We start from the raw sequence: 13,418 nt of genomic DNA on the forward strand, positions 1-13,418 counted from the left end.
CTTAAGTAGTGACTGACGCGGTTTTGCACCGTTCCTTTTTTATGACCTTTGATCGCGTTATTGCCAAATCGCTGGTTGAATGCGAAATAAATGCTAAGAAACGCTATACGGACAGGCTAAAATGCGCGCCCGGCTAACCGCTGATCCCTTTTCCATGCGCCCCACAAGGTTCGCTACGTGATCGAGTTTCATAACGTCCATAAAACCTACCGCGTCGCCGGTAAGGAAATCCCCGCGCTGCATCCCACCAGCCTGCGTGTCGAAAACGGCCAGGTGTTCGGCCTGATTGGCCACTCCGGCGCGGGAAAAAGTACCCTGCTGCGTCTAATCAACCGCCTGGAGCAACCCAGCGGTGGCCAGATCAACGTCGACGGCGAAGAAGTCACTGCCCTGGACGCCAATGGCCTGCGCCGTTTCCGCCAGCAAGTCGGGATGATCTTCCAGCACTTCAACCTGCTCGCGTCCAAGACCGTTGCCGACAACGTCGCGCTGCCACTGACCCTGGCCGGCGAATTGTCGCGCAAGGAAATCGACGTACGCGTGGCTGAATTGCTCGCCCGTGTCGGCCTGTCGGACCACGCCAAGAAGTACCCGGCGCAGTTGTCCGGCGGCCAGAAGCAGCGCGTCGGCATCGCCCGCGCCCTGGCGACCAAGCCGAAGATCCTGCTGTGCGACGAAGCCACCAGCGCCCTCGACCCGCAGACCACCGCCTCGGTGTTGCAACTGTTGGCCGAGATCAACCGCGAGCTGAAGCTGACCATCGTGTTGATCACCCATGAGATGGACGTGATCCGCCGCGTCTGCGACCAAGTGGCCGTGATGGACGCCGGCGTGATTGTCGAGCAAGGCTCGGTGGCCGATGTGTTCCTGCACCCCAAGCACCCGACCACCAAGCGCTTCGTGCAAGAAGCCGATCAGATCGACGAAAGCGAGCAGCGCGATGACTTCGCGCATGTGCCGGGCCGCATCGTGCGCCTGACTTTCCAGGGCGAAGCGACCTACGCGCCGCTGCTGGGCACCGTCGCCCGCGAAACGGGTGTGGACTACAGCATCCTCGCCGGTCGTATCGACCGCATTAAAGATATTCCTTACGGCCAACTGACCCTCGCCGTGACCGGTGGGGACATGGAAGCCGCCTTCGCCCGCTTTACCGCGGCAGACGTCCACATGGAGGTTCTGCGCTAATGGAAGTCCTGTTGAGTTTCTTCGCCAATATCGACTGGTCGGAAATCTGGCTCGCCACCGGCGACACCATGACCATGCTGTTCGGCTCGCTGTTCTTTACCGTACTGCTCGGCCTGCCGCTGGGCGTGCTGCTGTTCCTGTGCAGCCCGCGCCAACTGTTCGAACAAAAAGGCCTGTACGCGCTGCTGTCGCTGATCGTGAACATCCTGCGCTCGCTGCCGTTTATCATCCTGCTGATCGTGATGATTCCGTTCACCGTACTGATCACCGGCACCTCGCTGGGTGTCGCCGGTGCGATTCCGCCGCTGGTCGTGGGCGCAACACCGTTCTTCGCGCGCCTGGTGGAAACCGCCTTGCGTGAAGTGGACCGCGGCATCATCGAAGCCACGCAGTCCATGGGCGCGAGCACACGCCAGATCATCGTCAATGCATTGCTGCCCGAAGCGCGCCCAGGCATTTTCGCGGCGATTACGGTTACGGCGATTACACTGGTTTCCTACACGGCAATGGCCGGTGTCGTAGGCGCCGGTGGCCTGGGCGACCTGGCGATCCGTTTCGGTTACCAGCGCTTCCAGACCGATGTGATGGTGGTCACCGTGGTGATGCTGTTGATCCTGGTGCAAATTCTGCAAACCGTCGGCGACAAGCTGGTGGTGCACTTTTCTCGAAAATAACGGCCATTGCCGGCCAAAAAGCCGGCAAATGCCCGAACAAGGAGCTTGTTGGATGAAAAAACTACTGGTTGCTTTCGCCGCCGTTGCCGCGTTTTCCGCTCACGCCGCCGAGACCCTCAAGGTTGCCGCGTCGCCGGTGCCCCACGCCGAAATCCTGGAGTTCGTGAAGCCTGCACTCGCCAAAGAGGGCGTAGATCTGCAGGTTAAAGTCTTCACCGACTACGTACAGCCGAACGTACAGGTCGCCGAAAAGCGCCTGGACGCCAACTTCTTCCAGCACCAGCCGTACCTGGACGAGTTCAATAAAGCCAAGGGCACTCACCTGGTGAGCGTCGGCGCTGTGCACCTGGAGCCGCTGGGCGCCTACTCCAGCAAATACAAAAAACTTGAAGATCTGCCTGACGGCGCCAACGTGGTGATTCCAAACGACGCCACCAATGGCGGCCGCGCCCTGTTGCTGCTGGCCAAGCACAACCTGATCACCCTGAAGGACCCGACCAACATCCTGTCGACCATCAAGGACATCACCGGCAACCCTAAAAGCCTGAAATTCCGCGAACTGGAAGCCGCCACCCTGCCGCGCGTGCTGACCCAGGTCGACCTGGCACTGATCAACACCAACTACGCTCTGGAAGCCAAGCTGGACCCTTCCAAGGATGCCCTGGTGATCGAAGGCAACGACTCGCCTTACGTGAACATCCTGGTGACACGCGACGACAACAAGGATTCGGACGCGGTGAAGAAGCTGGTTGCAGCCCTGCACACCCCGGAAGTGAAGAAATTCATCCAAGAGAAGTACAAAGGCGCGATTCTGCCGGCGTTCTGATCAAACCCGATCTTCACAACACCGAAGATCAAAAAATGTGGGAGCGGGCTTGCTCGCGAAAGCGGAGTGTCAGTCACCGAATCTGTCGACTGAACCACCGTCTTCGCGAGCAAGCCCGCTCCCACATTTGTTTTGTGTTGTTGGCTGGATCAGGCCAACACACCTGTCGGCTGTTTACCGCGCAAGGCCGGTACCACCGCATGGGTCAGCCACTGGCGCAGGCAGCGGTTCTCCGGGTAGTAGTGATAGATGAGCAGCGCGTAGACGCCGGACTCGCTGACCATCAAGGTCGGCGCGCACTGGCGGTGGGTGATCAGGGGCACGGTGTGCTGTTGATCGGGGTCGAGTTTGCGCAGTAACGCCGGATTGAGGTGCAGGCCCATCAAGTGGCCGATGTCAGCGGCGCTGAACCAGGGTTGGCTGTCGATCAGCACGGCGTGCAGTTGGTGATGGTGGCGGGTGAAGACTTCGGGGGTGACGGGTGGGTCGGGGGTAAGTGTTTGCATAGTCTGGCTCCTAACGTATCAAGGGACCGCCAAGCACTACTTCCACGTAATGGGTGGCGGCTGTACGCAGGTGTGGAAGACCGGGACGTTAGGCACCCGGCGCACTCGAAAGCGCCCCGCGCACAGCCACCATAAAACACAGACAAGAAAAAGCGCCTGACACATGGTGGCGCTTTGTGCGCCTAACGATATAAGGGCTTCCACACCCTGTCACTGAATTTGCAGCGACAGCACAAAGACTAGCCACCCCAACCGCACCCAACAAGTTCACGCACAGCGCCACAACGTGCAGGAAATGTCCGACGACTCGCTATTCACCCTTGCTCAAAACCCAATGTGGGAGCGGGCTTGCTCGCGAAAGCGGAGTGTCAGTCACCGAATCTGTCGACTGAACCACCGTCTTCGCGAGCCAGCCCGCTCCCACATTTGTTTTGTGTTGCCTGAAAGATCAGTGCAACACACTTGCGTTCAACCCTTGCACAACACCACTGTGGGAGCTGGCTTGCCTGCGATGGCGGTGGGTCAGCAAGTGGGATGCAAGCAGGCCCATCGCTATCGCAGGCAAGCCAGCTCCCACAGGTGATTTGTGTTGTTGGCTGGGTCGGTGACCGGCTTATTTACGCTGCAACAACCCCGGCAACTGTGCCACCAGCTTCTGGTTGTTCAACGGCGCACGGATAAACCCGCGCTGCGTACCATCCGGGCCGATCAGCGCCAGGTTGCCGCTGTGGTCGACGGTGTAGTTGGGCTTGCTGGTGTCCGCTGGAATAAACGGAATGCTCACCGCATTCGACACCTTCTGCACATCCTCCACATTCGCGCCGGTCAGGCCTTCGAATTGCGGGTCGAAGTAGCCCAGGTATTGCTTGAGCTGAGTCGGCGTGTCGCGGTTCGGGTCAACGCTGACCAGGATCACCTGCAACTTATCCACCGCCTCTTTAGGCAGCTCGCTCTTGATCTGGCGCAGTTGGGCGAGCGTGGTCGGGCAGATGTCCGGGCAGAAGGTGTAGCCGAAGAACAGCAGGCTCCACTTGCCTTTCAACGCGTTGACCACCACCGGTTGGCCGTCTTGGTTGGTCATGGTCACCGGCGGCAACTGGCGGCTTTGCGGCAGCAGGATGATACCGGCGTCGATCAGCGCGGTAGGGTCGCCCTGGCCTTTGCCGCTGAGTACTTTGTTGACGGTCAGGCCCATGATCAACGCGACGATGGCCACCAGGATGAAGACGGTTTTTTGAGTTCGAGTCATAGGTTCAACAATAGGTAGTGGTCGACGAGCAGCGCGATAAACAGCAGCAGCAAGTACCAGATAGAGTACTTGAACGTGTTGATCGCCGCGTGCGGCTTGCTGCCACGGTACAGCACCCAGGCCCATTGCAGAAAGCGCCCGCCCAAGACCAGCGCACACGCCAGGTACAGCAGGCCGCTCATGTGGATCACATAGGGCATGAAGCTCACCGCCAGTAGGGCGAAGGTGTAAAGCAGGATATGCACCTTGGTGTAGTGCTCGCCGTGGGTAACCGGCAGCATCGGAATGTCGGCCTTGGCGTATTCCTCTTTGCGGTGAATGGCCAGGGCCCAGAAATGCGGCGGGGTCCAGGCGAAGATGATCAACACCAGCAGCAGCGGCTCGGCGCTGACATGCCCGGTGACGGCAACCCACCCCAGCAGCGGCGGCGCGGCGCCCGCGAGGCCACCGATGACAATGTTTTGCGGGGTCGCTCGCTTGAGAAAGCCGGTGTAGATCACCGCATAGCCGAGCAACGAGGCCAGCGTGAGCCAGGCCGCCAGAGGGTTGGTGAACGCCAGTAACAAGGCCAACCCCGCAACGGCTAGAAACAACGCAAAGGCCAATGCCGCAATCGGCGATACCCGCCCTTCTGCCATCGGCCGTTTATGCGTGCGCGCCATCACCGCATCGATCCGCCGGTCCACCACATGGTTGACCGCCGCCGCGCCACCGGCACACAGGGCGATGCCCAGGTTGCCGAACACCAGCACCGTCCACGGCACCCCGGCGCGGGTCGCGAGGAACATGCCCACCAAGGACGTGATGAGCATCAGCACCACGACTTTCGGCTTGGTCAGCTCCAGGTAATCGCGCCAGATCGCCTGATCGCGACGTGCGCCGATCAAGGTCGCCATGGCATCTCTCCTTTAAGGGTGATAAGGCCCGATACGTGTTTGCGTGGGATAAAACGCCAGCCGAACGGCAGCTGATTACGCACCCGGACCAGGCTGGTGCGCGCGTGATAATTGACCAGCACCAGCGTCAGCAACAACGCCGCGCCACCGGCGTTATGGCCGACCGCAACCGGCAGCGGCAGATGGAAGTACACGTTGCTCAGGCCCAAGCCGATTTGCGCCGCCAGGGCGATCAGCAACAGGCCCGCAAGCCGGGTCATGCCGACTGCGCGTAACTGCCAGGCCAGGCCCAACAGCACCAGCGTGACCAGCATCGCACCCGCTCGATGGGTGAGGTGAATGGCCGTGCGCGCCTCGCTATCAAGCTGGCCACCGAGGTAATTGGGGCCGATGTGCTGGGTGAGGTGAAAACCATTGGCAAAGTCGGCTGCCGGCCACCACTCGCCATGGCAGGTGGGCAGGTCGATACAGGCCACCGCCGCGTAGTTGGAACTGACCCAGCCGCCCAGCGCAATTTGCCCGATCACCAGCACCAAACCGGCGGTCGCCCAATATTGCAGGCGCTTGGGCACGATCAACGCCGGCAGCACGCCGGACAGGCGCAACGCCAGCAAAAACAGCAGGCTCAAGGTGGCAAACCCACCGAGCAGATGGCCGGTCACCACTTGCGGCCACAGTTTCAACGTCACCGTCCACATGCCAAACGCCGCCTGGGCGAACACCACCGCCAACAGGAACAGCGGCAGCTTCACCGGCTGGCCAGGGTCACGCCGATGGCTCCACGAGCGCGCCGCCAGCAGCACGATCAACACGCCCAAGGTGCCGGCAAAATACCGATGCGTCATCTCGGCCCACCCTTTGTCGGCCTCCACTGGCGTGTCGGGAAAATGCAGCTCGGCATGGGCCAGTTGGGCTGCGCTTTGCGGCACGCTGATAAAGCCGTAGCAGCCCGGCCAGTCCGGGCAACCGAGGCCGGCATGGGTCAGCCGGGTGTAGGCGCCGAGCAGCACGACGATCAGCGCCAATAACGTGGCAAACAACGCGAGGCGAAATCCAGGTTTGGCCATGACGATGCCCTTATCCGATGTTCGACAGTTTCAGCAGCAGGCGCAGGTCGTTGAGCAGGTCCTTGCCCTTGACCTTGGCGTCGTAGCGCAGCACCAGGTTGCCGTGGGGGTCGACGATCCACAGTTGCGCATCACCGGGCACGGCGGCGTCCTTGGTGAAGGTCGACAGGTCCAACGGATAGCGTTGCAGTTGCGGGTACTCGGCGTTGAGCTTGGCGTCATACTCGGTGCTCACCGGCTGTGCGCTGGCCAGCGCATGGCTGGCGCGGGAGGCATCGCGGCCCAGGCTGATTTGCAGCTGGCGCGCCAGGTACACCAGTTGCTGGCACTCGGCAGCGCAGGCGGTGGGTGCGGTGACCAACAGTTGCCAACGATCCTCGTCGGCCTGTACGCCAATGTCGGCGCGGGTCTGGCCGTTGCCGATCATCTCGCCGTGGTAGCTGCGGCTGTCGGGCACCCAGAACTGCAACTTGTACATGAAGGTGGCCAGCGCCATCGGGCCGATCACCATCATCAGGATCAGGATCAGCTGCCAGCGGCCTTTGCGTCGGTCGGGCGCCTCAGACGTGCTGGGTGGATTCATGGCCGCTCCCATGGGGTTTCTCCTTTTTGTTGTGCCATCCGAGGTAGAGGTAAAGCGCCAGCAGCGCCAACGACATGGCGAACCACTGCACGGCGTAGCCCAAGTGTTTTTCCGGGCCCATGGCGACGACCGGCCAGGTGGTGTCGTAGGTGCCGGGGCCGGGTTCGGCGCGCAACTCAAAGGCAAAACCGCTGCGACCCAACTCAGCCCAGAGCGCGGCGGGATGCAGCGCAGTCAGCAAGCGCGGCCATTGCGTGGTGGCTGGGTCGGCGTGCAGCTGGAAGGTTTCGCCGGGCGCGACGTACACCCAGGCATCCAGATTCAATGGCTGTTCAGGCGTGGTGAACACGGGCGGTGTGCGCCGGTCCGGCCAGGGCAGCCAGCCGCGATTGAGCAACAGCCATTCGCCGCTGGCCTGGTCGTGAAAGGGCTGCAACAGTTCAACACCCGGCTTGCCTTCGCGCATGCGGTTGTCGAGCAGCACGCTGTGCTCGGCATCGAACTGGCCGCGCAGACGCACACGGCGGAAGGCCGGGTCCGCCATGCCCTGCAGCTGCACGCTGCTGATCGGCTCAGCCACGCGCCGTTCGGCATAGCTGTCCACCAGCAACTGTTTTTCATGCCCGCGAGCCAGTTGCCAGAACCCCAGGCCCACCATCAACGGCAGTAGCACCAGCACCACCAGCGTGGGTGCGAACCCTGGGCGAAAGTCTTTTATGGCGCTGGCTATACTTGTTTTCATTGCCCGCCCATCCGAATGGAACCTGACCATGCTCAAAGCAGCCATTGCCCTGATGCTGATCGCGACTGTCGTGAGCCTGTTCAGTGGCTTGTTCTTTCTGGTCAAGGACGAGGGCAACTCCAACCGCCTCGTCACTGCCTTGACCGTGCGTGTCGTACTGGCCGCGATCACCGTGGGGTTAATCGCCTGGGGCTTTTTCAGCGGCCAGCTGGTTTCTCATGCACCGTGGTAAGGCGCCTCACAGCACATAAACGAAGAAAAACAGGCCGATCCACACCACATCCACAAAGTGCCAGTACCAACTGGCCGCCTCGAAACCGAACTGGTGCTCGGCGTTGAAGTGCCCCTTGAGGATGCGCATCAGCATCACAAACAAAATGATGGTGCCGATGGTCACGTGGGCGCCGTGAAAGCCGGTGAGCATGAAGAAGGTCGCGCCGTACACGCCCGAGCCGAGGGTCAGGCCGAGCTCTTTGTAAGCGTGCATGTACTCCTCGGCCTGAAAGCCCAAAAAGGCCCAACCCAGCAGCACCGTCAGCGCCAACCAGATTTTCAGCGCGCCGCGATGGCCCTTGCGCAAGGCATGGTGAGCAAGGGTGATGGTCACGCTGGAGCTGACCAGCAAGATCGTATTGACCAGCGGCAAGCCCCACGGGCTGATGGTGCCTTCGGGCGGCGGGTACATTTTCGGGTCAGGGTTGTTGAGCAACGGCCAGGCAAATTCGAAGTTCGGCCACAGCATGTGCGCGACGCCCTTGGAGCCCTCACCCGCCAGCCACGGCGCGGACATATGCCGCACATAAAACAGCGCGCCGAAGAACGCGATAAAGAACATCACCTCGGAAAAGATGAACCAGGTCATGCCCCAGCGAAACGAGCGGTCCATCTGCGGGCTGTACAAACCCGCGCGGCTTTCCTTGATCACCGCACCGAACCAACCGAACAGCATGTAGGCCAGCAACAGGCCGCCGACAAAAAAGATCCACGGCCCGTGGGATTCCGGGCGCGCCGCCTTGAGGTCGTTGAACCACACGCCCAGGCCGTACACGGTGATCAACATGCCAAACGTGGCAATTATGGGCCATTTGCTTTGCGCTGGTACGTAGTACGTAACATGAGACGACATGTATTCGCTCTCCTGATTGAGGGGGCAAACAGTAGCTAGCCGCCGGTATGGACGGCCACCGGCGGTTGGCGCGCAGTGATGTCAAACAGCGTGTATGCCAGGGTCAAATGCTTCACATCCTTGGGCATGGCGCGATCGACGATAAAGCGCACCGGCATTTCAATGCGCTGACCTGGCTGCAGCACTTGCTGGGTGAAGCAAAAACATTCGGTCTTGTGGAAATACATCGCCGCTTCGGCCGGGGAAATACTCGGTACGGCCTGGGCGGTCATGGGTTTATCAGTGGGGTTGTAGGCCACGAACAGCATCTCGGTGACCGCACCGGGGTTGACCACCACCTCGTCAGCCTTGGAGTGGAATTCCCAGACCATGTCGATGGCATTGGTGGACATAAACTGCACGCGCACTTGGCGCGTGGGGTCGACCATCTGCTCACCCTCGTACTGCCCGGCGGTCTTGCCATTGATGCCGAACGCCTTGCACATCACGTCGTAGATCGGCACCAGGGCGAAGCCGAAGGCGAACATCGCCACCACCAGGATCAGCAGGCGGGTGACCAGGCGTTTGATGGGCACGGATTCAAGCATGGCGCTCACCCAAGGCGAATGCGGTCAATGTGGGAGCGGGCTTGCTCGCGAAGGCGCTAGGCCAGACAACTTTTGCGGCGACTGACAAACCGCTTTCGCGAGCAAGCCCGCTCCCACACTGACGGTGTTCACCGCGCGACAAAGCGTTCACTTGACCTCCGGCGGCGTCGTAAACGTGTGATACGGCGCGGGCGAAGGAACGCTCCATTCCAGGCCTTCGGCGCCATCCCACGGCTTGGCCGGCGCCGGCGGGCCGCCACGGATGCACTTGATCACGATGAACAGGAAAAAGATCTGTGTAGCGCCGAACATGAACGCGCCAATCGAGGAGACCATGTTGAAGTCGGCGAACTGCAGGTTGTAGTCCGGCACCCGGCGCGGCATGCCGGCCAACCCCACGAAGTGCATCGGGAAGAACGCCATGTTCATGCCCACGAAAGACAGCCAGAAGTGCAGCTTGCCGAGGGTTTCGTCGTACATGTGGCCGGTCCATTTCGGCAGCCAGTAGTAGGCCGAGGCGAAGATGCCGAAGATCGCGCCGGGCACCAGTACGTAATGGAAGTGCGCCACCACAAAGTAGGTGTCGTGGTACTGGAAGTCCGCCGGGGCGATCGCCAGCATCAGCCCGGAGAAGCCGCCGATGGTGAACAGAATCACGAAGGCCACGGCAAACAGCATCGGCGTCTCGAAGGTCAGCGAGCCTTGCCACATCGTGCTGACCCAGTTGAATACCTTCACACCGGTCGGCACCGCGATCAGCAGCGTGGCGTACATGAAGAACAACTCGCCCACCAGCGGAATGCCGACCACAAACATGTGGTGTGCCCAGACGATGAACGACAGGAACGCGATGCTCGCGGTCGCGTAGACCATTGAGGTGTAGCCGAACAGCGGCTTGCGCGAGAAGGTCGGGATGATCGAGCTGACGGCGCCGAAGGCCGGCAGGATCATTATGTACACCTCGGGGTGTCCGAAAAACCAGAATACGTGCTGGAACAGCACCGGGTCACCGCCGCCGGCCGCACTGAAGAAGCTGGTGCCGAAGTGAATGTCCATCAGCATCATGGTCACGCACCCGGCCAGTACCGGCATCACTGCAATCAGCAGGAACGCGGTGATCAGCCAGGTCCAGACGAACAGCGGCATTTTCATCAGGGTCATGCCGGGTGCGCGCAGGTTGAGGATGGTAGCGACCACGTTGATCGCGCCCATGATCGAACTGATGCCCATCAGGTGAATGGCAAAGATGAAGAACGTCACGCTTTCCGGCGCGTAGGTGGTGGAAAGCGGGGCATAGAAGGTCCAGCCGAAATTCGGCCCGCCGCCCGGCGTGAACAGGGTCGAGACCAGCAGCAGGAACGCCGCCGGCAGCAGCCAGAAGCTGAAGTTGTTCATGCGCGGCAGGGCCATGTCCGGCGCGCCGATCATCAGTGGGATCATCCAGTTGGCCAGGCCGACGAAGGCCGGCATGACCGCACCGAACACCATGATCAGGCCGTGCATGGTGGTCATCTGGTTGAAGAACGCCGGTTGCACGATTTGCAGGCCGGGCTGGAACAGTTCGGCGCGGATCACCATGGCGAACGAGCCACCGAGCAGGAACATGGTGAAGGCGAACCACAGATACAGGGTGCCGATGTCTTTGTGGTTGGTGGTCAGCACCCAGCGCATCAGGCCTTTGGCGGGGCCGTGGGCATGGTCGGCATGACCATGGTCGATCACAGTGCTCATGGCCGTTCTCCTGCAAAGGAATGGGCTGTGCGGTTCAGGGCATACGCAGTTGAGGCCGTCATTTGCTTTCCGCCTGTTTCAGAGCCAGCACGTCTTTGGGCGTGACCATGTCGCCTTTGTTGTTGCCCCAGGCGTTGCGCTCGTAGGTGACCACCGCGGCGATATCGACTTCCGACAGCTGTTTGCCGAATGCCGCCATGGCGGTGCCGGGCTTGCCGAAGTACACGCGGTGCAGGTGGTCTTCTTTGGCGCCGGTGGCAATTGGCGAGCCTTTGAGTGCCGGGAACATCGGCGGCAGGCCCTGGCCCTCGGCCTGGTGACAGGCCACGCAGGTGGTGTGGTAGACCTTGTCGCCACGGGCCACCAGCTCTTCGAGCGTCCACTCTTTGGAAGTCAATTCCTTGAGCTTGGCGGCGTCTGCCTTGCGCTCGCCGAGCCAGGTGTCGTAGTCGGCCTTGGATTTGACCTCGACCACGATGGGCATGAACCCATGGTCCTTACCGCACAGCTCAGCGCACTGGCCACGGTAGATGCCAGGCTTCTCGACCCGGGTCCAGGCCTCGTTGACGAAACCAGGGATGGCGTCGCGTTTGACTGCAAAGGCCGGCACCCACCAGGAGTGGATCACATCAGCGGCCGTCACCAGGAAACGCACCTTGGCGCCCACCGGAAGCACCAGTGGCTGGTCGACTTCGAGCAAATAGTGCTCGCCCTTGGTGGCCTGGTTATGGATTTGCTCGGCGGGCGTGGCCAGGTTGCTGAAGAACTCCACGTCCTGACCCAGGTACTTGTAATGCCACTTCCACTGGTAGCCGGTGACCTGGATATCGATATCCGACTCAGTGCTGTCGTAGATATTGATCAGGGTCTTGGTCGCCGGAATGGCCATCGCCACCAGAATCAGCAGGGGCACCACGGTCCAGAGGATTTCCACGGTCGTGCTCTCGTGGAACTTGGCCGCCACCTGGCCCGTGGACCGGCGGTGCAGGATCATCGACCAGAACATCGCGCCAAACACGACAATGCCGATCACCACACAAATCCAGAAAATGGTCATGTGCAGGTCAAACACGGCGTGACTGACTTCAGTAGCCCCTGGCGCCATATTCGTTGTCCAGGCGGCTTGCGCCTGGCCGAATACTGACCACAACAGTAGGCCCATCCAAACATGTGGATGTCGCGTCATTGCGGGTTCCCCTTTATGTTTCTTGTTATCCCGCCGGTTTGCACCTGCGGCGAAGGGAGCGGCTTCCATACTGCTTACAACCGCCAAGCCTTGCCTGCTTCATGCAGTTGGGCGTCATCAGCTAATTGCGTACAAAACCGAGTATAGACAGCCGCACCAACCCCGCAATGTGTAGGGGCAAATGAGCAAAAACAGACGGGCGGGGCTAATAAAATCGGGGGCGGAAACGTTTATCCGACGAGCGATGGCAATTCAATATAACGCCTGCGCATAACCATGAAATAATTATGACAAATGCGTCTTAGGTGCTCGTATAAACGAGCTACCTTATCTTCTCCCTTTTCCTACGCCTGCTTCACTGGAGCTTTCATGAACACCGCCGCATTGCGCGAGCAGATTTCCCGTGCCCATCAACACGAAGCCAGCACTGGCCAGCTTGCCCAGCAACTGGAAAAACAATTGCCGCACCTGCATTCGGCCATCTCCCTGGCTGACGGTGATCGCAACATTGTCATGACCCGTTTTGTCACCGCCTACATCGAGCTCGTCCCGGACTTGCTGGAAGCTGCCAACGACGTGGCCCGCGAAGCCGGGATCGAAAGCCAGATCAAGCCGGTACTGAAGATCGCCGAGCATTTCTTCCTGCAACCGCCGGCGATTCTGGCCGGCCATGAAGGCCTCGACGGTCTGCTGGACGAGGCCTACCTGGCCCATCGTTTGGTGGAAGAGGTCAACGACCTGTATATCAAGCATTTCGGCCAACCGCTGATTCCGGCGGATACCACCGTGGCCAATTTGATCGCCCACCAACTGATCGGCGAGCAGTTTGCCAATCAGCTGGATGAAGCGGTGCATTTGGCGGTGGATGAAATGCTCAACGAAGAAAGCTTTGCGCTGGAGTCGGTCGAGGCGTATCGCGACCAGCTGAAAAGCCCGGAAACGGAAGCCGCGTGGAAGCGCTGGCCGTGCCTTTCGCGGCAGTTGGGCGTTGAGTTGGCGCTGGATCAGCCGGCTTAAACTGCCGACCTGATAACGATCCAATGTGGGAGCGGGCTTGCCC

Annotated in this window: 15 protein-coding genes; 5 read left to right on the top strand and 10 right to left on the bottom strand. The window is 60.6% G+C overall.

All coding sequences use genetic code 11. From position 1 onward, the window contains the following. Positions 1 to 177: 177 nt before the first annotated feature. Genes JFT85_RS15530 through JFT85_RS15540 form a run of 3 tightly spaced genes read left to right on the top strand, consistent with a single transcriptional unit; the run spans position 178 to position 2,685 of the window. Positions 178 to 1,185: a methionine ABC transporter ATP-binding protein gene (locus tag JFT85_RS15530; RefSeq protein ID WP_053253664.1), complete on the top strand. Its 1,008-nt coding sequence runs from the start codon at positions 178 to 180 to the stop codon at positions 1,183 to 1,185. Further along, positions 1,185 to 1,859, top strand: a complete 675-nt coding sequence (locus JFT85_RS15535) for a methionine ABC transporter permease (protein ID WP_053253663.1) — start codon at positions 1,185 to 1,187, stop codon at positions 1,857 to 1,859. Before JFT85_RS15530 ends, JFT85_RS15535 begins: the two co-directional genes overlap by 1 nt. Before the next feature lie 52 nt (positions 1,860 to 1,911). Continuing rightward, the gene (locus tag JFT85_RS15540; protein WP_053253662.1) at positions 1,912 to 2,685 is read left to right on the top strand and encodes a MetQ/NlpA family ABC transporter substrate-binding protein; all 774 of its coding nucleotides are present in this window, start codon (positions 1,912 to 1,914) and stop codon (positions 2,683 to 2,685) included. Between the two features lie 149 nt (positions 2,686 to 2,834). Here the strand turns inward: JFT85_RS15540 and JFT85_RS15545 are convergent, their stop codons facing one another. The 6 genes from JFT85_RS15545 to JFT85_RS15570 form a co-directional block, all read right to left on the bottom strand. Further along, complete coding sequence (locus JFT85_RS15545) at positions 2,835 to 3,191, bottom strand: BRO-N domain-containing protein (protein WP_201230091.1); 357 nt, start codon at positions 3,189 to 3,191, stop codon at positions 2,835 to 2,837. Between the two features lie 613 nt (positions 3,192 to 3,804). Beyond that, entirely contained in the window at positions 3,805 to 4,440 is a 636-nt protein-coding gene (locus JFT85_RS15550) for an SCO family protein (RefSeq protein WP_053253660.1), read from the bottom strand. Then, entirely contained in the window at positions 4,437 to 5,336 is a 900-nt protein-coding gene (cyoE, locus tag JFT85_RS15555) for a heme o synthase (RefSeq protein WP_053253659.1), read from the bottom strand. Before cyoE ends, JFT85_RS15550 begins: the two co-directional genes overlap by 4 nt. Then, positions 5,324 to 6,403: a COX15/CtaA family protein gene (locus JFT85_RS15560; protein WP_169876341.1), complete on the bottom strand. Its 1,080-nt coding sequence runs from the start codon at positions 6,401 to 6,403 to the stop codon at positions 5,324 to 5,326. Before JFT85_RS15560 ends, cyoE begins: the two co-directional genes overlap by 13 nt. A 10-nt stretch (positions 6,404 to 6,413) precedes the next feature. Next, on the bottom strand, positions 6,414 to 6,998 hold the full coding sequence (locus JFT85_RS15565; protein ID WP_053253706.1) for a hypothetical protein: 585 nt from the start codon (positions 6,996 to 6,998) through the stop codon (positions 6,414 to 6,416). Further along, positions 6,964 to 7,728 (bottom strand): SURF1 family protein, encoded by a 765-nt coding sequence (locus JFT85_RS15570; protein WP_053253657.1) that lies wholly within the window; start codon positions 7,726 to 7,728, stop codon positions 6,964 to 6,966. Before JFT85_RS15570 ends, JFT85_RS15565 begins: the two co-directional genes overlap by 35 nt. 28 nt (positions 7,729 to 7,756) lie before the next feature. On the opposite strand from JFT85_RS15570, the gene JFT85_RS15575 reads away from it, so the two are divergent. After that, positions 7,757 to 7,960 carry a twin transmembrane helix small protein gene (locus JFT85_RS15575; protein ID WP_016969525.1) on the top strand — a complete coding sequence of 68 codons (204 nt, stop codon included), beginning with the start codon at positions 7,757 to 7,759 and terminating at the stop codon, positions 7,958 to 7,960. 6 nt (positions 7,961 to 7,966) lie between these two features. Here JFT85_RS15575 and JFT85_RS15580 read toward each other — a convergent pair whose 3' ends face one another. The 4 genes from JFT85_RS15580 to coxB form a co-directional block, all read right to left on the bottom strand. Continuing rightward, the gene (locus tag JFT85_RS15580; RefSeq protein WP_201230093.1) at positions 7,967 to 8,854 is read right to left on the bottom strand and encodes a cytochrome c oxidase subunit 3; all 888 of its coding nucleotides are present in this window, start codon (positions 8,852 to 8,854) and stop codon (positions 7,967 to 7,969) included. Between the two features lie 35 nt (positions 8,855 to 8,889). Beyond that, on the bottom strand, positions 8,890 to 9,441 hold the full coding sequence (locus JFT85_RS15585; RefSeq protein ID WP_069551799.1) for a cytochrome c oxidase assembly protein: 552 nt from the start codon (positions 9,439 to 9,441) through the stop codon (positions 8,890 to 8,892). Between the two features lie 147 nt (positions 9,442 to 9,588). After that, positions 9,589 to 11,172: a cytochrome c oxidase subunit I gene (gene ctaD, locus JFT85_RS15590; protein ID WP_053253655.1), complete on the bottom strand. Its 1,584-nt coding sequence runs from the start codon at positions 11,170 to 11,172 to the stop codon at positions 9,589 to 9,591. 58 nt (positions 11,173 to 11,230) lie between these two features. Next, positions 11,231 to 12,358 (bottom strand): cytochrome c oxidase subunit II, encoded by a 1,128-nt coding sequence (gene coxB / locus JFT85_RS15595; RefSeq protein ID WP_053253654.1) that lies wholly within the window; start codon positions 12,356 to 12,358, stop codon positions 11,231 to 11,233. 369 nt (positions 12,359 to 12,727) lie between these two features. Here coxB and JFT85_RS15600 point away from each other — a divergent pair, with 369 nt between their 5' ends. Then, positions 12,728 to 13,375 (top strand): hypothetical protein, encoded by a 648-nt coding sequence (locus JFT85_RS15600; protein WP_053253653.1) that lies wholly within the window; start codon positions 12,728 to 12,730, stop codon positions 13,373 to 13,375. Positions 13,376 to 13,418 lie beyond the last annotated feature (43 nt).

Origin of the sequence: Pseudomonas sp. TH04, from assembly GCF_016651355.1 — a bacterium.
Classification (GTDB): domain Bacteria; phylum Pseudomonadota; class Gammaproteobacteria; order Pseudomonadales; family Pseudomonadaceae; genus Aquipseudomonas; species Aquipseudomonas fluorescens.